The organism is Pseudomonas sp. AAC, assembly GCF_000725445.1.
Taxonomy (GTDB): domain Bacteria; phylum Pseudomonadota; class Gammaproteobacteria; order Pseudomonadales; family Pseudomonadaceae; genus Pseudomonas; species Pseudomonas citronellolis.
Genome location: NZ_KL647097.1, coordinates 343,258 through 366,292 on the forward strand (window position 1 = coordinate 343,258; position 23,035 = coordinate 366,292).

At 68.6% G+C, this 23,035-nt stretch carries 20 protein-coding genes; 8 read left to right on the plus strand and 12 right to left on the minus strand.

Annotation, left to right across the window (positions count from 1 at the left end):
• Positions 1 to 449: 449 nt before the first annotated feature.
• Positions 450 to 2,012 carry a sigma-54-dependent phenylalanine hydroxylase transcriptional regulator PhhR gene (locus FG99_RS15335; protein ID WP_009621602.1) on the minus strand — a complete coding sequence of 521 codons (1,563 nt, stop codon included), beginning with the start codon at positions 2,010 to 2,012 and terminating at the stop codon, positions 450 to 452.
• 260 nt (positions 2,013 to 2,272) lie between these two features.
• Here FG99_RS15335 and phhA point away from each other — a divergent pair, with 260 nt between their 5' ends.
• The 3 genes from phhA to FG99_RS15350 all read left to right on the plus strand — a co-directional run bounded on the left by phhA (position 2,273) and on the right by FG99_RS15350 (position 4,751).
• The gene (phhA, locus tag FG99_RS15340; RefSeq protein ID WP_043270840.1) at positions 2,273 to 3,061 is read left to right on the plus strand and encodes a phenylalanine 4-monooxygenase; all 789 of its coding nucleotides are present in this window, start codon (positions 2,273 to 2,275) and stop codon (positions 3,059 to 3,061) included.
• A 140-nt stretch (positions 3,062 to 3,201) separates the two neighbouring features.
• Complete coding sequence (locus FG99_RS15345; protein WP_043270842.1) at positions 3,202 to 3,558, plus strand: 4a-hydroxytetrahydrobiopterin dehydratase; 357 nt, start codon at positions 3,202 to 3,204, stop codon at positions 3,556 to 3,558.
• Positions 3,555 to 4,751 carry an amino acid aminotransferase gene (locus FG99_RS15350; RefSeq protein WP_043270844.1) on the plus strand — a complete coding sequence of 399 codons (1,197 nt, stop codon included), beginning with the start codon at positions 3,555 to 3,557 and terminating at the stop codon, positions 4,749 to 4,751. The genes FG99_RS15345 and FG99_RS15350 overlap by 4 nt, the downstream gene beginning before the upstream one ends.
• A 55-nt stretch (positions 4,752 to 4,806) precedes the next feature.
• On the opposite strand, the gene FG99_RS15355 is transcribed toward FG99_RS15350, so the two are convergent.
• Entirely contained in the window at positions 4,807 to 5,838 is a 1,032-nt protein-coding gene (locus tag FG99_RS15355; RefSeq protein WP_043270845.1) for an AraC family transcriptional regulator, read from the minus strand.
• A gap of 114 nt (positions 5,839 to 5,952) precedes the next feature.
• Between FG99_RS15355 and FG99_RS15360 the strand changes: the two genes are divergently transcribed.
• The gene (locus FG99_RS15360) at positions 5,953 to 6,846 is read left to right on the plus strand and encodes a TauD/TfdA dioxygenase family protein (protein WP_043270847.1); all 894 of its coding nucleotides are present in this window, start codon (positions 5,953 to 5,955) and stop codon (positions 6,844 to 6,846) included.
• Positions 6,847 to 7,174: 328 nt separating this feature from the next.
• Here FG99_RS15360 and FG99_RS15365 read toward each other — a convergent pair whose 3' ends face one another.
• The gene (locus tag FG99_RS15365) at positions 7,175 to 8,077 is read right to left on the minus strand and encodes a LysR family transcriptional regulator (protein WP_043271538.1); all 903 of its coding nucleotides are present in this window, start codon (positions 8,075 to 8,077) and stop codon (positions 7,175 to 7,177) included.
• Positions 8,078 to 8,185: 108 nt separating this feature from the next.
• Here FG99_RS15365 and FG99_RS15370 point away from each other — a divergent pair, with 108 nt between their 5' ends.
• Together FG99_RS15370 and FG99_RS15375 are read left to right on the plus strand one after the other, a co-directional pair.
• Positions 8,186 to 9,256 carry an AbrB family transcriptional regulator gene (locus FG99_RS15370; protein ID WP_009621593.1) on the plus strand — a complete coding sequence of 357 codons (1,071 nt, stop codon included), beginning with the start codon at positions 8,186 to 8,188 and terminating at the stop codon, positions 9,254 to 9,256.
• Between the two features lie 74 nt (positions 9,257 to 9,330).
• Positions 9,331 to 10,572 carry a flavin monoamine oxidase family protein gene (locus FG99_RS15375; protein WP_043270849.1) on the plus strand — a complete coding sequence of 414 codons (1,242 nt, stop codon included), beginning with the start codon at positions 9,331 to 9,333 and terminating at the stop codon, positions 10,570 to 10,572.
• 78 nt (positions 10,573 to 10,650) lie between these two features.
• Here the strand turns inward: FG99_RS15375 and arfB are convergent, their stop codons facing one another.
• Positions 10,651 to 11,064, minus strand: a complete 414-nt coding sequence (gene arfB / locus FG99_RS15380; RefSeq protein WP_043270851.1) for an alternative ribosome rescue aminoacyl-tRNA hydrolase ArfB — start codon at positions 11,062 to 11,064, stop codon at positions 10,651 to 10,653.
• Between the two features lie 236 nt (positions 11,065 to 11,300).
• On the opposite strand from arfB, the gene FG99_RS15385 reads away from it, so the two are divergent.
• Complete coding sequence (locus FG99_RS15385; RefSeq protein WP_043270853.1) at positions 11,301 to 12,224, plus strand: hypothetical protein; 924 nt, start codon at positions 11,301 to 11,303, stop codon at positions 12,222 to 12,224.
• Positions 12,225 to 12,414: 190 nt separating this feature from the next.
• Here FG99_RS15385 and FG99_RS15390 read toward each other — a convergent pair whose 3' ends face one another.
• The 8 genes from FG99_RS15390 to FG99_RS15425 all read right to left on the minus strand — a co-directional run bounded on the left by FG99_RS15390 (position 12,415) and on the right by FG99_RS15425 (position 21,867).
• Complete coding sequence (locus FG99_RS15390) at positions 12,415 to 12,792, minus strand: MliC family protein (RefSeq protein ID WP_009621587.1); 378 nt, start codon at positions 12,790 to 12,792, stop codon at positions 12,415 to 12,417.
• 102 nt (positions 12,793 to 12,894) lie between these two features.
• The gene (locus FG99_RS15395; RefSeq protein ID WP_043270854.1) at positions 12,895 to 14,304 is read right to left on the minus strand and encodes an amino acid permease; all 1,410 of its coding nucleotides are present in this window, start codon (positions 14,302 to 14,304) and stop codon (positions 12,895 to 12,897) included.
• Positions 14,305 to 15,407: 1,103 nt separating this feature from the next.
• Complete coding sequence (locus FG99_RS15400) at positions 15,408 to 16,193, minus strand: iron-containing redox enzyme family protein (protein ID WP_043270856.1); 786 nt, start codon at positions 16,191 to 16,193, stop codon at positions 15,408 to 15,410.
• Positions 16,194 to 16,255: 62 nt separating this feature from the next.
• A complete protein-coding gene (locus tag FG99_RS15405; RefSeq protein WP_051878946.1) occupies positions 16,256 to 18,712 on the minus strand; it encodes an EAL domain-containing protein in 2,457 nt (818 codons plus the stop codon).
• 593 nt (positions 18,713 to 19,305) lie between these two features.
• Positions 19,306 to 19,908, minus strand: coding sequence for a DsbA family protein (locus tag FG99_RS15410; protein ID WP_168187682.1), 603 nt, complete (start codon positions 19,906 to 19,908; stop codon positions 19,306 to 19,308).
• Positions 19,909 to 19,947: 39 nt separating this feature from the next.
• Positions 19,948 to 20,889 carry an oxygen-dependent tRNA uridine(34) hydroxylase TrhO gene (locus FG99_RS15415; RefSeq protein ID WP_043270858.1) on the minus strand — a complete coding sequence of 314 codons (942 nt, stop codon included), beginning with the start codon at positions 20,887 to 20,889 and terminating at the stop codon, positions 19,948 to 19,950.
• 110 nt (positions 20,890 to 20,999) lie between these two features.
• Complete coding sequence (locus FG99_RS15420) at positions 21,000 to 21,308, minus strand: BolA family protein (protein WP_009621576.1); 309 nt, start codon at positions 21,306 to 21,308, stop codon at positions 21,000 to 21,002.
• A gap of 13 nt (positions 21,309 to 21,321) precedes the next feature.
• Complete coding sequence (locus tag FG99_RS15425; RefSeq protein ID WP_141766172.1) at positions 21,322 to 21,867, minus strand: DUF2059 domain-containing protein; 546 nt, start codon at positions 21,865 to 21,867, stop codon at positions 21,322 to 21,324.
• A 152-nt stretch (positions 21,868 to 22,019) separates the two neighbouring features.
• Here FG99_RS15425 and FG99_RS15430 point away from each other — a divergent pair, with 152 nt between their 5' ends.
• Positions 22,020 to 23,033 (plus strand): DUF2804 domain-containing protein, encoded by a 1,014-nt coding sequence (locus FG99_RS15430; protein WP_043270862.1) that lies wholly within the window; start codon positions 22,020 to 22,022, stop codon positions 23,031 to 23,033.
• The last annotated feature ends 2 nt before the right edge of the window (positions 23,034 to 23,035 follow it).

Genomic DNA, 23,035 nt, shown 5'->3' on the forward strand with positions numbered 1-23,035 from the left:
ATGCGGTTGTGGCGATGGGTATCGCTTCGCTCAACACCATCCTACGGCGGCACGGGACAACCCGTAGGGCGCACAACGCCTACGGCGTTATCCGCCGTTTGACCGACCTCACGGCCAACGGCGGATAACCGCGAACGGTTATCCGCCCTACGGTCGGGCACGGGTGTAGGAGCGGATTCATCCGCGATCGCGGACATGGCCCGCGACACCATGACGTCGAAGTTGCGCTGATGGGTATCGCTTCGCTCAACGCCATCCTACGAAAAGCCGTGCTTCCTGGAACCGTAGGAGCGGATTCATCTGCGATCGCCCTCTCCCCAGCCCTCTCCCGCAAGCGGGAGAGGGCTGTCCGGTGTGGGCGGATAGTCTGGAGTCGGCCGGGAATCCGGGTTCGCGAGCAAGCTCGCTCCTACAGGGGCGGAGCCCGGACCAGGCGCGGAGCCCCGATGTCAGGACTCCCCGCCCTGCCCCAACCCATGCTGGCGCAGCTTGTTGGCGATGGTGGTGTGCGACACGCCCAGGCGCTTGCCCAGCAGGCGGCTGCTGGGGTGCTCGCGGTAGAGGCGCTCCAGCACCGCGCGTTCGAAGCGGCCGACGATGGCGTCGAGGCCGCCTTCCAGGGAGAAGTCGCCCAGCGGGTGCGGCGCGCCGTAGTCCGGCAGGCGGATGTGCTCGACCTTGATGGTGCCGCCCTCGCACAGCGACACCGCCTGGAACAGCACGTTCTCCAGCTGGCGCACGTTGCCCGGCCAGTGGTAGCGGCCCAGGCGGTCCATGGCCTGGGGCGCCAGCTGCGGCAGCGGGCAGCCGATCTGCCGGCTGGCCTGGTCGAGGAAGTGCTCCACCAGCGGCGTCAGGCCGTCTAGGCATTCGCGCAGCGGCGGAATGTGCAGCGACAGCACGTTGAGGCGGTGGTACAGGTCCTGGCGGAACTCGCCCTTGGCGCACAGCTCGGACAGGTCGACCTGGGTGGCGCAGATCACCCGCACGTCCAGGTACACCTCCTCGTCGCTGCCCACCCGGCGGAAGCAGCCGTCCTGCAGAAAGCGCAGCAGCTTGGCCTGCAGGCGCGGGCTCATCTCGCCGACGCCATCGAGGAACAGGGTGCCGCCGGCGGTCAGCTCCAGCAGGCCGAGCTTGCCTTCCGGGCGCGCGCCCTCGAAGGCGCCGGGGCCGTAGCCGAACAGCTCGGTCTCGGCCATGGATTCCGGCAGCCCGGCGCAGTTCAGCGCCATGAACGGCGCCTGGCCGCGCGGGCTGGCCAGGTGGCAGGCGCGGGCCAGCAGTTCCTTGCCGGTGCCGGTCTCGCCCTCGATCAGCAGCGGCGCGTCCAGCGGCGCCATGCGCCTGGCCTCGCGCACCACCGCGGCCATCACCCGCGAGCTCTGGAAGATGCTGTCGAAACCGCGCAGCTCGTGCTTGCGCACGTTGTAGATGCGCTCGCCCACGCGGTCGGCGCGGTGCAGGGTGAGCACGGCGCCGGCCAGGGCCTCGCTTTCGTCGTGTTCGGATTGCAGCGGGGCGATGTCGGCGAGGAACACGTCGCCCTTGATCTTCACCCGCAGGCCGTTGATCCGCGCCTTGTTGGCGCGCACCAGTTCCGGTAGGTCGAGGTCCTCGGCGTAGCGCGCCAGGGGAATGCCCGGCACCTCATCGACGCGCACCCCGAGCAGCTGCGCGGCGGCGCGGTTGCCGGCGACTATCTGCCCGGCCATGTCGATGGACAGCACCGGGAAGTCCAGCGCCGCCAGCAATGCGTTGAGCTCCAGGTGGCGGCGCTCGCTGGGCATCAGGCCGACGCGCTTGACGCCGAACACCCCGGGAATGACCTCCAGCTTGGGCTTGAGCGACTGGAACTGCAGGTTGATCAGGTTCGGGCAGAGCAGGTAGATGGCGTTGCCCTGCTCGCCGCCGACCTCGCCGCGGTTGACGTTGATGCCGTAGTCGACCAGCAGGTTGAGGATGTCGCGCAGGATGCCGACGCGGTTCTGGCAGTGGACTTTGATACGCATGGCGAGCCCGGAGATTGTCGTTGTGCGGGGCGGCGCCCGGCCGGATTTCGCCGGCGAGGCGGAAATTTCCGTCAAGAATATGTGACAGCAGACGCCAGCAGCAAGCCGATGACTCGCGATTCGGCGCGTTTCGTAATCTTTTCTTTACGGGCGAAGGGGACTTGCAGCGCTCGCCCAAGGTCCACGGGGGCTGCATGGGCACGCCGACGCGGCTATTGATGAGGCATCAAAACAACAAAGGCCTCGAAGCCGGAGGACCCATGAAGACAACGCAGTACGTGGCCCGCCAACCTGACGAAGACGGTTTCATCCACTACCCCGAAACCGAGCACCAGGTGTGGAACACCCTGATCACCCGCCAGCTCAAGGTGATCGAAGGCCGCGCCTGCCAGGAATACCTGGACGGCATCGAGCAGCTCGCCCTGCCCCACGAGCGCATCCCGCAACTGGGCGAGATCAACAAGGTGCTCCAGGCCGCCACCGGCTGGCGCGTGGCCCGCGTCCCGGCGCTGATTCCCTTCCAGACCTTCTTCGAATTGCTGGCCAGCCAGCAGTTCCCGGTGGCCACCTTCATCCGCACCCCGGAGGAGCTGGACTACCTGCAGGAGCCGGACATCTTCCACGAAATCTTCGGCCACTGCCCGCTGCTGACCAACCCCTGGTTCGCCGAATTCACCCACACCTACGGCAAGCTCGGCCTGGCCGCCAGCAAGGAAGAACGCGTGTACCTGGCGCGGCTGTACTGGATGACCATCGAGTTCGGCCTGCTCGACACCCCGCAGGGCCGGCGCATCTACGGCGGCGGCATCCTCTCCTCGCCGAAGGAGACCGTCTACAGCCTCTCCGGCGAGCCCGAGCACCAGGCCTTCGACCCCGTGGAAGCCATGCGCACGCCCTACCGCATCGACATCCTGCAGCCGCTGTACTTCGTGCTGCCGGAACTCAAGCGCCTGTTCGAACTGGCCCACCAGGACATCATGGCGCTGGTCCGCCAGGCCATGCAGCTGGGCCTGCACGCGCCCAAGTTCCCGCCGAAGCAGGCGGCCTGAACCCTACCGCCTGCCCGACATCTTTTCGTAGGAGCGAGCTTGCTCGCGAACAAACGCAGTGCCATGCGGTTCGCAAGCAAGCTCGCCTCTACAGTCCTAAGATCAATGTCTTGCGTGACGCCCCCTACAAGGAGAACCCCATGACCGCCCTCAACCAAGCCCATTGCGAAGCCTGCCGCGCCGACGCGCCCCACGTCTCCGACGAAGAACTGGCGACCCTGATCAAGCAGATTCCGGACTGGAACATCGAGGTCCGCGACGGCCACATGGAGCTGGAGCGCGTGTACCTGTTCAAGAACTTCCGCCACGCCCTGGCCTTCACCAACGCCGTCGGCGCCATCGCCGAGGAGGAAGGCCACCACCCGGACCTGCTCACCCAGTGGGGCAAGGTCACCGTCACCTGGTGGAGCCACGAGCTCAAGGGCCTGCATCGCAACGACTTCATCATGGCCGCGCGCACCGACGAGCTGGCCAAGCTCGCCGAAGGCCGCAAATGAACCACTTCGCCCCCATCCCGCGCGTGCCGGGCGACCCCATCCTCGGCCTGCTCGACGCCTACCGCGCCGACCCCAACCCGGCCAAGCTGGACCTGGGCGTCGGTGTCTACAAGGACGCCCAGGGGCTGACGCCGATCCCCCGCGCAGTGAAGCTGGCCGAGCAGCGCCTGGTGGAGCACGAGACCACCAAGAGCTACGTCGGCGGCCACGGCGATGCGCTGTTCGCCGCACGCCTGTGCGAACTGGTGCTGGGCAGCGATTCGCCGCTGCTGGCCAGCCAGCGCGCCGACGCCAGCCAGACGCCCGGCGGCACCGGCGCCCTGCGCCTGGCCGCGGACTTCATCGCCCGCTGCCTGCCCGGCCGCGGCATCTGGGTGAGCGACCCGACCTGGCCGATCCACGAGACGCTGTTCGCCGCCGCCGGCTTGAAGGTGCACCACTACCCCTACGTCGGCGCCGACAACCACCTCGACGTGGAAGGCATGCTCGCCACCCTGGAAAAGGTGCCCCACGGCGACGTGGTGCTGCTGCACGCCTGCTGCCACAACCCCAGCGGCTTCGACCTGGCCTACAACGACTGGCAGAAGGTGCTGGAAGTGGTGCGCCGCCGCGAGCTGCTGCCGCTGATCGACTTCGCCTACCAGGGCTTCGGCGACGGCCTGGAGGAAGACGCCCGCGCCGTGCGGCTGTTCGCCGAGAGCCTGCCGGAGCTGCTGGTGACCAGCTCCTGCTCGAAGAACTTCGGGCTCTACCGCGACCGCGTCGGCGCGCTGATCGTCTGCGCCGCCAACGCCGAGCAACTGGGCAACGTGCGCAGCCAGCTGGCCAGCCTGGCGCGCAACCTCTGGTCCACGCCGCCGGCCCACGGCGCCGAGGTGGTGGCGACCATCCTCGGCGATCCCGAGCTGAAGCAGGTCTGGCTGGAGGAAGTCACCGCCATGCGCACGCGCATCGCCGGGCTGCGCCTGGGCCTGGTCGAGGCGCTGCAGCCCCACGGCCTGGCCGAGCGCTTCGCGCACATCGCCATCCAGCGCGGCATGTTCTCCTACACCGGCCTGAGCCCGGACCAGGTGCGCCGCCTGCGCGAGGAACACAGCGTGTACCTGGTCGGCAGCGGCCGCGCCAACGTCGCCGGGCTGGACGCCAGCCGCCTGGACGACCTGGCCAGGGCCATCGCCGCGGTCTGCGCCTGAAAACTATTTCCACCCTCGCTCGACCGGCCGCTGGCCGGTCTTTTTTTGCCCGCGCTCAGAGTGGCGAGAATGGCCCAGCCTGGCGCTTCCAGCGCCCCGGGGTGGTCCCGGTCCAGCGCTGGAAGGCCCGGCAGAAGCTGGCCGCCTCGGCATAACCCAGGCACTGGGCGACGCCATTCAGGTCCATGCGCGACTCCAGCAGCAGGCGCTCGGCCAGGCGCAGGCGGATGCCGTCGCTCAGCGGCTGGAAGCGCTGCCCTTCGGCGGCCAGGCGGCGCTGCAGGGTGCGTTCGGAAAGTCCCAGGCGCTGCGCTACCTCGCGGCAGCCCGGCAGGCTCGCGGCATCGCGCACCAGCAGGCGCTGCACCGCCCGCGCGGTAGGCGTGGCGGCCAGGGGCAGCGCCAGTTCTTCGCAGAGCTTCTCGCACAGTTGCTCGCCGCTGCTGCGGCTGTCCGGGTTGGCCTGCGGCAGGCTGGCCTCCAGGTCGGCGCGGGCGAACAGCAGGGCATTGCGCGGGGCGCCGAAGCGCACCGGGTACGGCCAGGCGCGGGCGTAGGCATCGAGGTCGGCCGGCGCCTCGGCGCGCAGCTCCAGCGCCAGCGGCTGCACCGGGCGCTGCAGCAGTTCGCCGGCCAGTTGCAGGCAACCGGCGATGCCGCGCTCCACCACGAAGGCGCGGGCGTCCAACGGCAGCACCTGGTCGTCGAAGATCATCCAGTGCCCGCGCGGCTCGGCCTCGCGGCTCACCGGGCACAGCGTCAGGGCCAGGCTCTGGTAGCGGCCGAAGGTCTCGAAGGCTTCCCGCAGGCTGCGGCAGGCGAGCATGGTGAAGCCCAGCAGCCCCAGTGAGGTGAGGTGGTAGCGGCGCCCGGCGGCGAAGCCCAGGCCGGGGCGGGCGCCCTGTTGCAGCAGGTTGCGGATCACCGCCAGCTCCTGCCAGGCCTGGATCTGCGCATGGCGTCCGCTGAGTTCGCGCGGCTCGATGGCGCTGCCCACCAGGCAGGCCTCCGCGGCCAGGCCCTCGCTGCGGGCGCAGTCGAGCAGGTGGCGCACGCCGGTGATGTCACGGGTCTGTCGCCAGTCCATGGGGCCCTCCTGCTGGTGGCGGGAATCATCAATTTCTGGCGCCGATCATCATGGCGCAAGTGCGTCGCGGCGACCATCCTCAACAGGCCGACAACACCAACAAGAGGGCACCCCATGTTCGAGTTCTTCTACGCCTTGCCGAGCCAGAACCGCGCCGCCAGCTACCGTCACTTCCAGATCGTCCCGGCCACCGGCGCCATAGGCGCGGACGTCAGCGGCGTCGACCTGCGCAGCCTGGGCGAGGAAGGCTTCGCCGAACTGCGCCAGGCGCTGCTGGCGCACAAGGTGCTGTTCATCCGCGGGCAGTCGCTGGGCGTCGAGGACCTGGAGGCGGTCACCCTGCGCCTCGGCGAATTCGGCCGCGAGCCCTACGTGCAGGGCCTGCCCGACCATCCCCACGTGGTACGGGTGGTCAAGGAGGCCGACGAGAAGACGCCGGTGGTGTTCGGCGGCGCCTGGCACAGCGACTGGTCGTTCCAGGAACGCCCGCCGGCCTTCACCCTGCTCTACGGCCACGACATCCCGCCGTTCGGCGGCGACACCCTCTACGCCAACCTGGCGCTGGCCTACGAATGGCTGTCGCCCAAGCTGCGCGCGCAACTGGAGAGCCTGGACGCCATCCACAGCCCGGAACGCGCCTACGGCGCCGAGGCCAAGCACAACGACCTGATGGAGAACATGGCGGTGCGCTACGGCAACGCCGACGGCGAGACCCGCTCGCACCCGCTGGTGACGCGCCACCCGGAGACCGGCAAGAAGATACTCTTCGTCAACCCGGCCTACACCAGCGGCATCAAGGGCATGCGCCCGGCCGAGGCGCAGCCGCTGCTGGACTACCTCTACGGCATCGCCACCCAGCCGGCCTTCACCTGCCGCATGCGCTGGAGCCAGGGCACCCTGGCGATCTGGGACAACCGCAGCACCTGGCACTACCCGGTGTCGGACTACCACGGGATGCGGCGTGAGATGTATCGGACTACGGTGGTGGGGGAGGTGCCGAGTCGGTGAGAGACGGCTGCTTTGCTGCTTTTCTGCTTTTCGTAGGAGCGAGCTTGCTCGCGAACAGCGTTTACCGGCGGCAACTGTGTTTCAGATTGACTCCGCTCCCTCTCCCCAGCCCTCTCCCTGAAGGGAGAGGGGGCTTGTCCGTGCCTGGGGATAGGAATGGCTTCAACCTGCAACTTCGTTTCCGGCTAACGCCATGGTCTCCGTTTCTGCCCAACGGTCCCCTCTCCCTTCAGGGAGAGGGTTAGGGAGAGGGAACAGAGGTGGGCCCGGCAGCGGAGTCACCGGGGAGCCTGTTCGCGAGCAAGCTCGCTCCTACGAAAAGCCCAGCTCACTCCCCCACAAACCTCTGCGCATGCTCCCGCAACATCCCCCGCAACAACTGCGCCGCCGGCGACAGATAGGCCCCCTCCCGCACCGCCAGGCCCATGGTCCGCGTCAAGGTGGTTTCCGCCAGCCTCACCTCGCGCAGCTGGTTCATCCCATGCAGCCCGCCGTCCAGCGTTTCGCGGGCAACGAAGCTGAGCAGCCGGGTGCGGGCGATCAGGTTGGGCAGCATGGGAATGGCGTTGGTCTCGATCTGCACCCGCGGCGGCGGCAGGCCATGGGCCTGGAAGGTGGCGTCCATCCAGCGCCGCGACGACACCCCGGGCGCCGGCAGCACCCAGCGGTAGCGGCACAGGTCGGCGATGGCCACCGGGCCGTCGAACAGCGGGTGCTCGCGGCTGGCCACCACCACCACCTGGTCCTGCAGCAGCGGCTCGCTGACCAGGTGCGCGTCGTCGAGGATGCGCGAGCAGATCGCCATGTCCAGGCGTCCGCCGCGCAGGGCCTCGCGCAATACGTCGTCCTGGCCCAGGGACAGGCTGATGGTCACCTCCGGGGCACGCCGCAACAGTTCCTCCACCAGCGGCGGCAGCAGGTACTCGGCCATGGTCGCGGCGCAGCCCAGGCGGATGTTGCCCACCAGGCCACTGGCGAAGTCGCGCACCTCGCGGCGCGTCTCCTCGATGTCCTGGCGCAGCTGGCGGGCGCGCTGCAGCATCAGTTCGCCGGCCGGGGTCAGGCGGATGCGCCGGCCCTCGCGCTGGAACAGGCTGGTGCCCAGGGACTGCTCCAGGCGCTGGATGCTCTTGGTCAGCGCCGGCTGGCTGCGCCCCAGGCGGTCCGCCGCGCGGCCCAGGTGGCCGAGCTCGGCGATGGTTTCGAAATAGGCGAGATCGCGCAGGTCCATGGCGGCCACCGATAGATTTCAGGAATGAATTCATGACTATTAGAAAATGGACTTGATGGATTGCGCTATCGATAATTTTCCCCGTTGTCCGCAGTCGGGAGCCTTCGCGTGTCCAGCCCTCCAGCCCAGAGCCTCAGCCGTATCCCCGCCAGCCTGCAGTGGCCGGCCCTGATCCTGGCGGCCGGCGGCGCCGGGCAGCTGCTCGCCTGGCTGGGCATCCCCGCCGCGCTGTTCCTCGGCCCCATGCTGGTGGCCATCGCCTTCGGCGTCGGCGGCGCCGGCATCCGCCTGCCGCGCCAGGCCTTCCGCCTCAGCCAGGGCTGCATCGGCCTGCTGGTGGCCCACGCCATCAACTGGTCGGTGCTGCAGGCCATGGCCGCATCCTGGCCGCTGATGCTCTGCGCCACCCTGCTCACCCTGCTGCTCAGCGCCCTGGTCAGCTACGCCATGGTGCGCTTCGGCGGCATCCCCGGCAGCACCGCCGCCTGGGGCACCGCGCCCGGCGGCGCGGCGGCCATGGTGGCGATGGCCGAGTCCCACGGCGCCGATCCGCGGGTGGTGGCGACCATGCAGTACGTGCGGGTGGTCTGCGTGGTCATGGCCGGCGCCCTGGTCGGCCGCCTGCTGGGCCTGGAAGGCGGCGGCTCGGCGGCCCACAGCACGCCGCTGAACGACGCCGGCCACCTGCCCGACCTGGTCAACTGCCTGCTGCTGATCTTCGTCGGCGTCAGCCTGGGCGCGCGCCTGCCGGCCGGCCCGCTGCTGGTGCCGCTGGTGGCCGGCGCCGCGCTGCAACTGGGTGGGCTGTTGCAGATCGCCCTGCCGCACTGGCTGCTGGTGCTGGCCTACGGGGTGATCGGCTGCTACATCGGCCTGCGCTTCGACCGCGCCAGCCTGGCCTACGTCGGCCGCCACCTGCCGGCCATGCTGGTCAGCGCCCTCGGCCTGATCCTCAGCTGCGCGCTCTTCGCCTGGGCCCTGGCGGCCGTCACCGGCATGGACTTCCTGTCCCTCTACCTGGCCACCAGCCCCGGCGGCCTGGACGCCATGGCGATCATCGCGGTGGACACCCACTCCGACGTCGGCCTGGTGCTGGCCATGCAGACCCTGCGGCTGTTCGTGGTGCTGTTCAGCGGCGTGTCCATCGCCCGCCTGGTGATCCGCCTGAGCCACGCCTGAAGCGCGGCGCCTTGTGCGCGCGGCCGGGGGCGTCCAAGATCGGAAGCCCTTCGACTCGGCCAAGGACAGCCCCCATGCACAGCCCCACCGCCTGGCACGTCACCCACTGGAGCGACGACCCCTTCAGCCTCGGCGCCTACAGTGCCCTGCTGCCCGGCGGCACGCCCGTGCACCGCGCCGCCCTCGGCGCCTGCCTGGACGGCCGCCTGGTGCTCGCCGGCGAAGCCTGCAACCCGCGGGCGCCGGCCATGACCCACGGCGCCTGGGACGACGGCCTGCGCGCCGCCGAACTGGCCCTGCGCGCGGGCGCCCGCCGGGTGATCGTCATCGGCGCCGGGTGCGCCGGCCTGGCCGCCGCGCGGCGCCTGCGCGAACAAGGCGTCGACTGCGTGGTGCTGGAGGCCCGCGAACGCGTCGGCGGGCGCACCCACAGCATCCGCCTGGGTGATGCCAGCGTGGACGTCGGCGCCGCCTGGCTGCAGCAGTTCGCCGATAATGCCCTGGCCCGCGAGGCACAGGCGCTGGGCCTGGCGCTGGTGGAAACCGACTTCGGCCAACCGCTGGCCGCCGCCAGCGACGGCCCGCTGCCGGACATAGACGCGGCCTGGCAGGCCCTGCGCAACGGGCTGGACCGGCAGTTGCCGCTAGCCGAGGCGGTCGAGCGCTACCTGGCCGACCTGGACGCCGCGCAGGCCCGCGCCACAGGTTTCGCCATCGACGCCAACCTCGTCCTCGAAGCCTGCCTGCCGCTGGCGCAGCTCTCGTCGGACGCCCTGGACGAGGAAGGCGTCGGCAACGGCGACCGTTTCCTCCCCGGCGGCTACGGCCAGTTGATCGCGCGCCTGGCGCAAGGCCTGGACATCCGCCTGGGCCAGAAGGTGAGGCACATCGACTGGTCGGGCGAGCAGGTGCGGGTGAACGACGAGCGCGGCGACTTCTGCATCTGCAGCGTGCCGCTGGGCGTGCTCAAGACGCTGCGCTTCACCCCGGCGCTGCCGGCGGCGCAGCAGGATGCCCTGGCCCATCTGGGCATGGGCCGCCTGGAGAAGGTGGTGCTGCAGTTCGAGCAACGCTGGTGGCCGCGCTCGCCCTCGGGCTACCTGCGCTGGTACGACAGCCCGGCCAGTTGGGGCGAATGGCTGGACCTCACCGATGCGGTGGGCGTGCCGACGGTGGCCGGGCTGATCGCCGCCGACGCCGTGGAACGCCAGTTCGCCGGGCGCAGCGACGAGCAGATCGCCCTCGCCGCCCGCGATGCCCTGCAGGCCTGGGCCGCCGCGGTGGAAGGTTCACGCCAGATATCCCAGGCTCCGTAGGATGGCGTTGAGCGCAGCGATACCCATCGATGGGAGTCGCTTCGCTCGTCCCCTCCTGCGCAGAGCCGGCAGCCCCTTTCAGTAATCCACCTTGCCGCGCCCGGCCTTGATCGCCCCGCGCTTGCTCTTGCCCTCCAGGCGGCGGGTCTTGGAGCCGAGGGTCGGCCGCGTCGGCTTGCGCTTCTTCTGCACCTTGGCCACCGAGCGGATCAGCTCGGCCAGGCGCGCCAGCGCGTCCTCGCGGTTCTGCTCCTGGGTGCGGTACTGCTGGGCCTTGATCACCACCACGCCGTCGCCGCTGATGCGCTGGTCGCTCAGCGCCAGCAGGCGCTCCTTGTAGAAATCCGGCAGCGACGAGGCGCGGATGTCGAAGCGCAGGTGCACCGCGCTGGACACCTTGTTGACGTTCTGCCCGCCGGCGCCCTGGGCGCGGATGGCGCTCAGCTCGATTTCGGCGTCGGGGATCTGCACGGCGTTGGAGATGACGAGCATGGCGGGGAATTCGGACGGAGGGAAAGCACAGCATAACGCGCAATCGCCGGCAGGCACAGAACGCGGCCCGGCGCGGCGCAAGGCCGATTCCTGACTCGCGGATCAATTTTTGAATACACTTATGTATACAAAAACCTCTTGCAATGAATCCAACAGACCTTTAGAACCGTCCCTGTCCGGCCGCGGGCAGTCACGCGGCAACCGGCCCCATAACAACAACAAGATCGAGGTGCAGCATGTTCCGCCCGGTATCCTCCGTGCCGGCGCCCAGCGCCGTCCGCCAACACCCGCATACGTCCCGCCGCCTGAGCACCGGTAGCCGTATCGCCCTGAGCGCCGCCCTGTTGGCCGGCCTCCCCCTGGACGCGGCCTTTGCCGACGACGACCGCTTCTTCGAGTGGACCAGCAACACGCTGGGCTTTCGCTACGGCCAGCAGTTCACCAACCCGAACAACCCGGACAAGTTTGCCAAGCGCATCTACAGCTTCAGCCACGCCGACGGCTATCGCTACGGCAGCAACTTCTTCCACCTGGACGTGTTCCTCTCCGATAGCCGCGACCCGCGCAAGGGCACCGACCACGGCGGCAGCGAGGTCTACGCGGTGTACCGCCACCAGTTGTACGCCTCGCGGGTGTTCGACGTACCGCTGGGCAAGGGCCTGGTGAAGGATCACGCGCTGACCTTCGGCTTCGACGCCAGCCGCAACAACAACCTGGCCTCGGCGAAGAAGCGCGCCCTGGTGATAGGCCCCACGGTGAAGTTCAACGGCGCCGGCGTGCTCGACCTGAGCCTGCTGTACTACCGCGAGAAGAACCACTTCGGCGTGCCCGGCGCAAAGCACCCGGACCACAGCTTCGACGGCACCTACATGCTCAACCTGACCTGGCTGAAGCCCTTCCAGCTCGGCGAGCGCATGGCCAAGTTCCAGGGTTTCCTCAACCACGTCGGCGAGAAGGGCGAGGACTACAACGACAAGGACACCGCCGCCGAGACGCTGGTGCGCACCTCGCTGATGGTGGCGGCCCTGCCCGGCGCCAAGCGCCAGCCGAACCTCTGGCTCGGCGTGGGCTACGAGTACTGGCACAACAAGTTCGGCGTGGACGGCGGCACCGGCAGCCGCACCTCGACGCCGACGGTGAACCTGGAGTTCAGTTTCTGAGGTTCGGGGCTCGGTACGGGTACGGCTTCTCGTAGGAGCGAGCCCCGTAGGATGGGTTGAGCGAAGCGATACCCATCACCAATGCCCGCATGGGTTTCGCAGGCTCAACCCATCCTACGAAAGCACCTCGGCGCAGCCCTCACCAATGAAAAAGCCCGGCGCAGGCCGGGCTTTCTTCATCGCGACGAACTCAGCGCTCCTTGCAGGAAACCCCGTCGGCGGGCTCGCCGCCCTTCCAGTCCTTGTACAGGGTGGCTTCCTCGCCCTTGGTCCACCAGATGTACTGGCCGGCGGCGTACTTGGCGCCTGAGGCCGAGATGACGTTGGCGAACACCAGGCTGGCGCTGTCGCTCACCGGCACCACCGCCAGGTGGTTGTCGCCCTTGTTCAGGTACTGGACGCTGAACTTGCGGCCGTCGTCGCACTTGTAGTCGACGCTGCGAGAATCCAGCTTGGCGTCGCCGGGCAGGACCAGCGCGTCCACCGGCGGAGCCTTCTTCTCCTCGCCGCCACAGGCGACCAGCAGCACGGGAACGGCGGCGGCCAGCAGCCAGAATGCTTTTTTCATGGGTGTCCCTCTGACGAAAAATGGCCAGGACACTCTAGCCAAGGTTCGCCGCCGGCGGCAACGCCGCGCGCCCCGGCGAAAAGTCGGGCGCGCGGCTCGCCCTCATTCGGCCAATGCCAAGGCCGGCTGCGCGGCGCGCGAGCGCTTGAGGCGATAGCAGGCGAACATCACCAGCAGCCACAGCGGGATCACGTACACCGAGACCTGGATGCCCGGGATCATCGCCATCACCCCGAGGATGAACACCACGAAGGCCAGGCACAGCCAGTTGCCGCAGGGGTAGAAGATGGCGCGGAAGGCGGTGCGCACGCTGTCGCGGTCCATGCGCTGGCGGAACTTCAGGTGCGCGTAGCTGATCATCGCCCAGTTGATCACCAGCGCCGCCACCACCAGCGACATCAGCAGCTCCAGCGCCTGGTGCGGGATCACGTAGTTGACCACCACCGCGAGGAAGGTCACCAGCGCCGACACCAGCAGCGCACGCACCGGCACGCCGCGCTTGTCCACCTTCGCCAGGGCGCGGGGCGCGTCGCCCTGCTCGGCCAGGCCGACCAGCATGCGCCCGTTGCAGTAGGTGCCGCTGTTGTAGACCGACAGCGCCGCGGTGAGCACCACGAAGTTGAGGATGTGCGCGGCGGTGTCGCTGCCCAGCAGCGAGAACACTTTCACGAAGGGGCTGCCGCTGTAGTCGTCGCCGGCCGCGCTGATGCTCTGCAGCAGGCTGTCCCAGGGGGTGAGCGCGAGCAGCACGGCCAGGGCGCCGACGTAGAAGATCAGGATGCGCCAGAGCACCTGGTTGATCGCCTTGGGGATCACCGTCTTCGGCTGGTCGGCCTCGGCGGCGGTGAAGCCGAGCATCTCCAGGCCGCCGAAGGAGAACATGATGAAGGCCATGGCCATCACCAGCCCGCTGGCGCCGTTGGGGAAGAAGCCGCCGTGGCTCCACAGGTTGCTCACGCTCGCCTGCTCGCCGCCGTGGCCGGAGAACAGCAGCCAGCAGCCGAGCAGGATCATGCCGACCACGGCGCTGACCTTGATCATCGCGAACCAGAACTCGGCCTCGCCGAACAGCTTGACGTTGGCCAGGTTGATGAGGTTGACCAGCACGAAGAACACCGCGGCGCTGGCCCAGGTGGGCACGTCCGGCCACCAGTAGTGCACGTACTTGCCCACCGCGGTGAGTTCGGACATGCCGACCAGGATGTACAGCACCCAGCAGTTCCAGCCGGAGAGGAAGCCGGCGAAACCGCTCCAGTACTTGTGGGCGAAGTGGCTGAAGGAGCCGGCCACCGGCTCCTCGACGATCATCTCGCCGAGCTGGCGCATGATCAGGAAGGCGATCACCCCGGCGATGGCGTAGCCGAGCAGCATGGACGGCCCGGCCGACTTGAGCACCCCGGCCGAGCCGAGGAACAGGCCGGTGCCGATGGCGCCGCCGAGGGCGATCAGCTGGATGTGGCGATTCTTCAGGCCGCGCTGCAACTGGCCTGCGTGCTGGGTATCACGCGTCATTGCGTCACCTTTTGTTGTTATCTGTGACGGATCGGGCCCCGCGGTTCGTGGCCGCGCGGCATGCAAGGCGCATCGCGCCGCGACGAATTGCCGCCGGGCGCGGGGCAGGCGCCATATCAGCGGCTGCGGTCGCTGCGAACAAGTCCGCAACCCTTGTGGGAAAGCGCCCGGCCAGCGTCGCGGGCGGCAGCTTTTCGTTACAGCCATGGCGGGTTGCGCAGTGCGTCGGCGGCCGCGTAAAGCCTTCGTTACACAGCGGTTCGTCAGGTTTCCAGGGTAGATGCACGGCGCTACACCGCTGTGCGGTGGAGGCGTAGGGCGGATAACCGTTCGCGGTTATCCGCCATCGAACCCGAGAGCCATGTTCTTGCTTGCGAAGGAGCCCCACAGTGGAGAGTGTTCGCGAGCAAGCTCGCTCCTACGAGAAGCCATGCTCGCCTGCAACGGAGCGGACCTTGTCCGCGATAGCCGGGGGTATCGGCGCGATTCGCGGATAAGATCCCGCTCCTACGCTGCCCCACCCGCACCATTCCCATGTAGGAGCGCGCCCTGCGCGCGAAATCGCGGGCAGGGCCCGCTCCTACAGGTCGCCGGGGGCACGGTATTCCTCCCCCGTAGGAGCGGACCTTGTCCGCGATAGCCGGAGGTTCCGGCGCGATTCGCGGATGAGATCCGCTCCTACGCTGCCCCACCCGCACCATTCCCATGTAGGAGCGCGCCCTGCGCGCGAATCGCGGGCAGGGCCCGCTACAGGTCGCCGGGGGCACGGTATTCCTCCCCCGTAGGAGCGGACCTTGTCCGCGATAGCCGGAGGTACCGGCGCGATTCGCGGATGAGATCCTACGCTGCCCCACCCGCACCATTCCCATGTAGGAGCGCGCCCTGCGCGCGAATCGCGGGCAGGGCCCGCTCCTACAGGTCGCCGTGAGGCGTGGCACTCTTCCCCAAGGAGCGGACCTTGTCCGCGATGGCCGGAACCTCCGGCGCGATTCGCGGATGAGATCCACTCCTACGCCGCCCCACCCGCACCATTCCCATGGGCGGCGCAATCCGCCAGCCTCTACGCCTGCCTCTACCCCGCCAAACGCCCCCGAGGCGGGGTCTCAGCCGGCCACGCGCACCTGCGGGCGGCGCGTGGTGCCGGCCAGTTCCCGGGCCAGGCAGTGGTCGAGGAACAGTTCCATGTAGCGGAAGCTCTTGCAGATGGCCGCGCGCAGTTCGTCCCAGCGCCCGGGGGCGATTTCCTGGCCGCACAGGGTGCAGATGATCTCCAGGGCTTCCCAAGGGTGGTCGTCGTCGTAATGGGCATGCAGGCGCAGCCACTTCATCGCGCTCTTGCGCAGTTCCGCCGGCAGCGTCTGCTCGTAGGCGTCGCTGGAGCAGACCAGCGCCGACCAGTCGCCGGTCACGCCCTCCACCGCGTAGTTGGTGGCCGCCATGGCCACCGCCAGGTCGTCCGAGGCGCTGCTGTGCCAGCACCAGTGGCCGAGGGCGTGCAGCGCCTCGGGCACCTCCTGCGCACGCAGCGCCGCCAGGCCCACGCCATAGGCCTCGGCCCAGCGCAGCCAGTGGTCGGCGTGGTTCAGTTCGACGCGGATGTTGCGCATCAGCCAGCGCCGCGCCATGTCCTCGCCGGGGGAACGGCCGAAGCGCGTCTTCAGCAGGTTCTGCGACATATAGAGGGGGAACTGCTCGACCACCGGCCAACCGCCGATGAGGTAGGTGCGCATGGTCGCGGCGCCAATCTGGCCGTCGCGCAGGCGGCGGTAGAACTCGTGCCCGGAGACCGCGCGGCGGGCGCCTTCGCAGGCGGCCACCAGGTCCTGTGCCCACTGCGGGTAGCTGGTCAGGTCCTTCAGCGACCCGACGCGGAGAAATGCTTCGTTCATGCTGGCCCATCCTTGTGCGTCGACGAAATCGACCGCCAGACTAGATGACGGGCCGCCGGCTGTCACCGTCCGGAGGTGGTGTCCGGCTCCACCAGGGCCGGCTCCGCCTGCCCGGAATAGTGACGGTTGAACGGCAGCGGGCGGCCCACGGCGTAACCCTGGGCATAATCGATACCGATTTCCCGCAGCGCCTCGAGGATTTCCTCCGACTCGACGAACTCCGCCACCGTGCGCTTGCCCATGACGTGGCCGATCTGGTTGATCACCTGGACCATGGCGCGGTCGATGGGGTCGTCGAGCATGTCCTTGATGAAGCTGCCGTCGATCTTCAGGTAGTCCACCGGCAGGTGCTTGAGGTAGACGAAGGACGACATGCCGGCGCAGAAGTCGTCGAGGGAGAAGCGGTAGCCCATGGCCTTGAGTTCATGGATGAACTGGGTGGCGCTGACCAGGTTGGCGATGGCGCTGGTCTCGGTGACCTCGAAGCAGATGTTCTCCGGCGCCAGGCCGTAGGCCGGCTGCAGTTCGCGGAGCATCTGGATGAAGCTGGCGTCGCCGATGGTCGCCCCGGACAGGTTGATGGCGCAGGTGGCGATCGGCTCGCAGCCGGCCTCGCGGCGTTCGGCGAGGATCTCGAAGGCGCGGTTGGCCACCCAGCGGTCGATCAGCGGCATCAGGCCGTAGCGCTCGGCGGCCGGGATGAAGTCGTTGGGCGGCACCAGGCGGCCGTTCTCGTCCAGCACGCGCAGCAGCAGCTCGACGTGCAGGCCCTCCTCGGCCTGCGGGTCGACCGCGCGGATGCGCTGGGCGAACAGGCGGAAGCGGTCCTCGTCCAGGGCCTGGCGGATGCGCTGGACCCAGGCCATCTCGCCGAAGCGCATGGACAGCTCGCTGTCGTCCGGGCTGAACACCTGGGCGCGGTTGCGGCCCTTCTCCTTGGCCAGGTAGCAGGCCATGTCGGCGCAGCGCAGGGCCTCCTCCACCGACACCAGCATGGCCGTGACGTGCACCACGCCGATGCTGACGGTGATGTTGAAGGGCCGCCGGTCCCAGACGAAGTGCAGGTTCTCGACGCCCTGGCGGAGGTTCTCGGCGATCTGTTCGGCGACCTCCGGCGGGCAGTTCTCCAGCAGCACGCCGAACTCGTCGCCGCCCAGGCGCGCCAGGGTGTCGCCCTCGCGCAGGCAGCTTTCGAGGACGCTGCAGGCCTGGCGCAGCAACTCGTCGCCGGCGGCGTGCCCGCAGGTGTCGTTGACCAGCTTGAACTGGTCCAGGTCGAGGTACATCAGGCTGTGGCGGTCGTTGCGCTGCGCCGAGCGCTCCAGCGCCTGCTCCAGGCGGTACTCGAACTCGCGGCGGTTGCTCAGGCCGGTCAGGGAATCGTGGGTGGCCTGCCAGGACAGGCTTTCCATGTACTGCCGCTCGCGGGTCATGTCGTGCAGCACCAGCGCCGCGCCGACGATGCGCCCGCCGACGCGGATCGGCGTGCCCACCAGGGTCACCACCACGCCGCTGCCGTCCAGGCGCTGCAGCAGCTTGCTGATCTCGCTGCCGGCCTCCACCTCGCCGCGCAGGACCTGCCCGACCAGGGCCAGGTCCTCTTCCTCGGAGGTCTCGTCGAGCATGCGCAGCAGCGACTTCAGCGGCAGCCCCACGGCCATCTCGCTGTCCCAGCCGATCATGCGTTCGGCGGCCGGGTTAAGGTAGGCGATGTGGGCGTTCTCGTCGATGGTGATGACCGCGTCGCCGATCGCCGCCAGGGTCGTCTGGGCCTTCTCGCGCTCGCTGTCCAGGGCGCTCTGGAAGGCGCGCTGGGCCAGCAGCAGGTTGCGCGTGCGCCAGGCCGCCAGGAGGATCAGGGCCAGGCCGCTGACGACGTTGGCCGCCAGCAGCAGGCGCATCACCGAGCGCGAACCCTGGGCGAGCGCGGCGCTGAAGGCCATGGAGGCGGGGGTCACGCCTTCGTTGATGGCCTGGATGCGCTGGTCCCAGTAGCTGATGTCGCCGGGGCCGACCTGGCCGGCCTGGATGCGCTGGTGCATCTCTTCGGCGATGGCCTGGAGCTGGTCGAGGTAGCGGTCGCCCTCCTTCCAGTAGCGCACCGCCTCGTTGAAGTAGCTGAAGTCGTGGAAATAGCGGTAGAGGGTGATGATGGCGCCGACGTCGTCGGGATGGTTGCCGCCGGCGAGGATGCCTTTGCGCGCCAGTTCGTAGTCCGGCTGCGGGCTGTCCAGGGCGGTGCGCAGCAGGCGGTCGCCGAGGGGGATGGCGATGGCTTCCTGGTAGCGCCGGTAGTCGTCGGCGTCGCGCGTCTCGCCGTAGCGCTGCAGGTAGTGGATGGCGTCCTTCTGGCCCTTGGACCAGAGGCTCTCGCCGCCGACGTAGGCGCGCACTCCCGAAATCAGGTAAAGGCTGCCTACGCCAAGCAATCCCTGCAGCAGGACCACGGCGATGAACGGCCATACCAGCTTCCACAGCCGGGAATCATGGCGAATACGGCTCTGCCCAGTAGCACCCATGGATATTGTCGGATTCCTTTCGTGTCCTTACCGCTGCGGCAGCCCGCCGTAGCCGGACTGGAGCGCAACGGCCCCTCCTTACTCTTAGCGCATGGTAGCCATTCCACAAGGCGGGGGTACAGGGCCTGAGCCGAGGAAAATCTCAAAATTGTCCGACAATATGCCGCCGGCCGTCGCCTGCGCCGCTGCCAACCCCTGCGCCAGGGCCTCCGGTCAGCCGATGGGCGACAGTGGCGCACTTCGTCGGTGGTGGACGTGTCGGTGCCGCAGGGCAATTCCGTTCGCGAACGCGAAGCGCAGCGATGCGGATTCAGGATGACGTCGAGCGATCAGGCCACGCCGGCCGCCGGGGAGCGCCGTTCGCGAGCAAGCTCGCTCCTACATCCGCCGGCAAACACCATGCCCGTAGGGTGGGTTGACACGAAGCGATACCCATCGCCATGGCGATGGGTTTCGCAAGCTCAACCCATCCTACGAAAAGCGCCTCGGCGCGGGCGGCAAGACAGTGGCGTCGGCATGACAGGAGGAACACCGACGTAGGATGGTGTTGAGCGAAGCGATACCCATCACCACCACCAACAACGCAACAGGAATCAGCCCTGGCGGCCGCGCTCCAGCCAGCGTTCAAGCATCGGCGCCAGCTCTTCCAGCGGCTGGTAGCCATTGGTCAGCAGGGCCAGCTGGCCATTGCGCTCGGCCAGCAGGGTGGGGAAGCCGGCGATGCCCAGGTCGCGGGCCCAGGAGAAGTCGGCCTGGGTCGCCAGGTGGTTTTCCTGGCTGTCGAACAGCTCGGCGAACTCGATGCGCGGCAGGCCGACGCTTTCGGCCAGCTGCGCCAGGGTCGCGGCCTCGGTGACGTCGCGTCCCTCGACGTAGAAGGCCTGCTGGATGGCCTTGACCAGCGCCCAGGCGGCCTCCTCGTCCAGGCGCCGGGCGGCGACCACCGAGCGGCAGGCCGGCTCGGTGTCGTAGACGAAGCCTTCGGGCAGCGCGCCCTCGAAGCGAAACGGCTGGCCGGTGGCCTGCTGCACCGCCTGCCAGTGTTCGAGGATGTAGCGCCGGGTGGTCGGCTCCAGCGCCGCGCCGTGGCCGGTGCGCAGCCCGCCCATGACCAGCGCCAGCGGTACGCCGGCGGCGCCCGCCTGCTCGATCAGCGCCTGGGCCACCGGGGCGAAACCCCAGCACCAGGAGCACATGGGGTCCATCACGTAGAGCAGGCGGGCGTTGGCCAAGGATCAGTCCTCCAGGACGGCCTGCCGCGGGTCGCGGCCGATGGGGTGGGGCTGGTTGCGCAGCTTCGCCAGTTCGATCTGCTTCTGCCGCTCGCGGGCGCTGGCGCGGGTCTTCTCGCTCAGCGTGTCCCAGCAGTGCGGGCAGCTGATGCCCGGGGCGTAGTGCTCGCTGGCGCGGTCCTCGACGGAGATCGGGTTGCGGCAGGCGTGGCACTGGTCGTAGTCGCCCTCGGAGAGGTCATGGCGCACCGTCACCCGGTTGTCGAACACGAAGCAGTCGCCGCGCCACAGGCTCTGTTCCTCGGGCACTTCCTCCAGGTACTTGAGGATGCCGCCCTTGAGGTGGAAGACCTCTTCGAAGCCCTCGCCGAGCATGTAGCTGGAGGCCTTCTCGCAGCGGATGCCGCCGGTGCAGAACATGGCGACCTTCTTGTGTTTGGCCGGGTCGTAGTGGGCCTTGACGTATTCGGGGAACTCGCGGAACGACTTGGTCCTGGGATCGACGGCGCCTTCGAAGGTGCCGATGGCCACTTCGTAATCGTTGCGGGTGTCGATCAGCAGCACCTCGGGGTCGCTGATCAGCGCGTTCCAGTCCTGCGGCTCGACGTAGGTGCCGACGCGGCGGTTGGGATCGACGCCGGGCACGCCCAGGGTGACGATCTCTTTCTTCAGCTTGACCTTGGTGCGGTAGAACGGCTGCTCGTCGCAGTAGGATTCCTTGTGGTCGACGTCGGCCAGGCGCGGGTCCCGGCGCAGCCAGGCGAGCAACGCGTCGATGCTCTCGCGGGTGCCGGACACGGTGCCGTTGATGCCTTCCTCGGCAAGCAGCAGGGTGCCCTTGATGCCGTTGTCCAGCAGGGTCTGCAGCAGGGGTTCGCGCAGCGCGACGTAGTCCGGCAGGGAAACGAACTTGTACAGCGCCGCCACGACGATGGAGCGGGTCATGGGGTACATCCTCCAGTGGTCGCCCGCGTAAAGGGCGGACCGGGTCAGAAAAGACAACGCCGGCATCGGTTGCCGGCGTTGGCGCATTCTACCGCAACGACCGGGCAGCGTCAGTGGTCGTGCTTGCTGCCGCCGCGGCAGGTCGGCGAGTCGGGCGCGGCGCCCTGCCCGGCCCACTCCTCGGGGGTGTAGGTGTGCAGCGCGAGGGCGTGGAACTGGCCCATCAGCTCGCCGAGGGTGGCGTAGACCTTCTGGTGCCGCTTGACCGAATTCAGCCCGGCGAACACCGGGCTGACGATCACGGCCTTGTAGTGCGTTTCCTGGCCGCGGCTGTGCATGTGGCTCTCGTCCAGCACCTGCAGGTGCTGCGGTTCGAGGCCGGCTGCCAGGGCGGACTGGATACGTTCCTGCATGCTCATGTCGCTGTTTCCGTCACTTCTTCGCCGGGGCCTTCACGCCCAGTTCCTTGTCCATGTCGGCCAGCAGCTTGTTCACCGGGTCGACCGCGGTCTGCAGCTTGGCCTGGGTCAGCTGGGCGGACTGCGCGGTCAGGCGCGGCATCTTCTGCAGCACTTTCTGGCCCAGGGGCGAGGCGTAGAAGTCGTTCAGCTGCTTGAGCTCGGACTCGGTGAAGTTGTCCGAATAGAGCTTGACCAGCTCTGGCTTGATCTTCTCCCAGCCTACCGCGCGGTCCAGCTCGGCGTTGGCCTTGGCCTGGTAGCGGTCGAGCACCGCCTTCTTGCTGTCCGGCGCCTTCGCCTGGGCGAAGTGCTGGGCGAACATCTGCTGCACCTGGGCGTAGACCGGCACCGTGAGCTTGTCGGCGTGGACCTGCTTGAGGAATTTCTCGGCCTCGGCGGCGGAATCGGCCAGGGCCATGGAGCTGAAACCAACGAGGAGTGCAACGGTGCAAATCTTGCGAAGGGCGGTCATGGGCAGTCCTTGAGTCTGTCTGGTGTGTCCCTTGGGACCCGCCATTCTGCGCCTAAGTTCTGAAAGCCCTCAAGCGGGAGCCGAGCAACGGCGTTTATGCCAGCCCAGTGGCAGAAATGACTGAAAGTTGCTGCCTACCCTTGTTCTGCCAGCGGCGAATCGGCATGCTGGGTCAGATTGTCACATGGATGTGTTCGATGACCTCCCAGGCCCGCCTCTCGCTGCCTCCTGCCCTACCGATGTTGTGCGATGCACGAGGCCACCTGGACCCGGGCGCCATCGGCTGGTCGTCGCGGCCGCTGCTGGATTGCGCCCTGCCCGGCCAGCGCGGCCGGCGCAAGCGCTGGAACCACTGGTGCCTGATCAGCCCGGGCTGGATGCTCTCGCTGACCATCGCCGACCTCGACTACCTCGGCTACGGCGCCCTCTACTTCCTCGACCTGAACACCGGCAAGGCCTATTCCCGCACCCAGATCTGCCCGCTGGGCCTGCGCTGCGAGTTGCCCGACCACCCCAACCAGAGCCACGCCTTCCGCCACGAGCGCCTCAACCTGGGCTTCGACGACCAGGCCACGCGCCTGCGCATCCACGCCGACGCCGGCGACCTGGGCGGCCTGCCGCTGTCCCTGGCGCTGGACGTGCAGCGCCCGGCGCACCTGGACTCGGTCAACCTGGTGGTGCCCATGGGCGGCAACCATTTCCACGCCTGCAGCCGGCAGATGGGCCTGCCCTTCACCGGCGTCCTGCAACTGGGCGAGGAAACCTACCAGGCCCAGGCCGGGCAGAGCTTCGCCGCGCTGGACTTCGGCCGTGGCGTGTGGCCCTTCCGCAGCTTCTGGACGCGCGCCGCCTTCGCCGCGCCCGGCGGCATCGCCGGCAACTTCGGCTCGGGCTGGACCGACCACAGCGAACACAAGGAAAACGCCCTGTGGTTCGGCGGCGAACTGCAGCGCCTGCGCGGCGAGGTGGACATCCGCCAGGAGCCCAACGACCCGCTCGCCCCCTGGCGCCTGAGCACCGCCGACCAGCGCGTCGACCTCGCCTTCACCCCGCTCAAGCTGCACGAGGCCTCGCCGCGCCTGGGCCTGCTCTACGCCCACACCAGCCAGTGGTTCGGCCACTACGACGGCTTCCTGCGCAGCGCCGCCGGCGAGCAGGTGCCGGTCAAGCGCGCCCTGGGCTGGATAGGCGCCACCCACGCCCGCTGGTAGGC

What these genes read in the sequence shown, in the direction of transcription:
- FG99_RS15335 (WP_009621602.1), bottom strand. Translation starts at nt 2,012, where the DNA reads ATGCGTATCAAAGTCCACTGCCAGAACCGCGTCGGCATCCTGCGCGAC.
- phhA (WP_043270840.1), top strand. Translation starts at nt 2,273, where the DNA reads ATGAAGACAACGCAGTACGTGGCCCGCCAACCTGACGAAGACGGTTTC.
- FG99_RS15345 (WP_043270842.1), top strand. Translation starts at nt 3,202, where the DNA reads ATGACCGCCCTCAACCAAGCCCATTGCGAAGCCTGCCGCGCCGACGCG.
- FG99_RS15350 (WP_043270844.1), top strand. Translation starts at nt 3,555, where the DNA reads ATGAACCACTTCGCCCCCATCCCGCGCGTGCCGGGCGACCCCATCCTC.
- FG99_RS15355 (WP_043270845.1), bottom strand. Translation starts at nt 5,838, where the DNA reads ATGGACTGGCGACAGACCCGTGACATCACCGGCGTGCGCCACCTGCTC.
- FG99_RS15360 (WP_043270847.1), top strand. Translation starts at nt 5,953, where the DNA reads ATGTTCGAGTTCTTCTACGCCTTGCCGAGCCAGAACCGCGCCGCCAGC.
- FG99_RS15365 (WP_043271538.1), bottom strand. Translation starts at nt 8,077, where the DNA reads ATGGACCTGCGCGATCTCGCCTATTTCGAAACCATCGCCGAGCTCGGC.
- FG99_RS15375 (WP_043270849.1), top strand. Translation starts at nt 9,331, where the DNA reads ATGCACAGCCCCACCGCCTGGCACGTCACCCACTGGAGCGACGACCCC.
- arfB (WP_043270851.1), bottom strand. Translation starts at nt 11,064, where the DNA reads ATGCTCGTCATCTCCAACGCCGTGCAGATCCCCGACGCCGAAATCGAG.
- FG99_RS15385 (WP_043270853.1), top strand. Translation starts at nt 11,301, where the DNA reads ATGTTCCGCCCGGTATCCTCCGTGCCGGCGCCCAGCGCCGTCCGCCAA.
- FG99_RS15390 (WP_009621587.1), bottom strand. Translation starts at nt 12,792, where the DNA reads ATGAAAAAAGCATTCTGGCTGCTGGCCGCCGCCGTTCCCGTGCTGCTG.
- FG99_RS15395 (WP_043270854.1), bottom strand. Translation starts at nt 14,304, where the DNA reads ATGACGCGTGATACCCAGCACGCAGGCCAGTTGCAGCGCGGCCTGAAG.
- FG99_RS15400 (WP_043270856.1), bottom strand. Translation starts at nt 16,193, where the DNA reads ATGAACGAAGCATTTCTCCGCGTCGGGTCGCTGAAGGACCTGACCAGC.
- FG99_RS15405 (WP_051878946.1), bottom strand. Translation starts at nt 18,712, where the DNA reads ATGGGTGCTACTGGGCAGAGCCGTATTCGCCATGATTCCCGGCTGTGG.
- FG99_RS15410 (WP_168187682.1), bottom strand. Translation starts at nt 19,908, where the DNA reads ATGTGCTCCTGGTGCTGGGGTTTCGCCCCGGTGGCCCAGGCGCTGATC.
- FG99_RS15415 (WP_043270858.1), bottom strand. Translation starts at nt 20,889, where the DNA reads ATGACCCGCTCCATCGTCGTGGCGGCGCTGTACAAGTTCGTTTCCCTG.
- FG99_RS15420 (WP_009621576.1), bottom strand. Translation starts at nt 21,308, where the DNA reads ATGAGCATGCAGGAACGTATCCAGTCCGCCCTGGCAGCCGGCCTCGAA.
- FG99_RS15425 (WP_141766172.1), bottom strand. Translation starts at nt 21,867, where the DNA reads ATGGCGGGTCCCAAGGGACACACCAGACAGACTCAAGGACTGCCCATG.
- FG99_RS15430 (WP_043270862.1), top strand. Translation starts at nt 22,020, where the DNA reads ATGACCTCCCAGGCCCGCCTCTCGCTGCCTCCTGCCCTACCGATGTTG.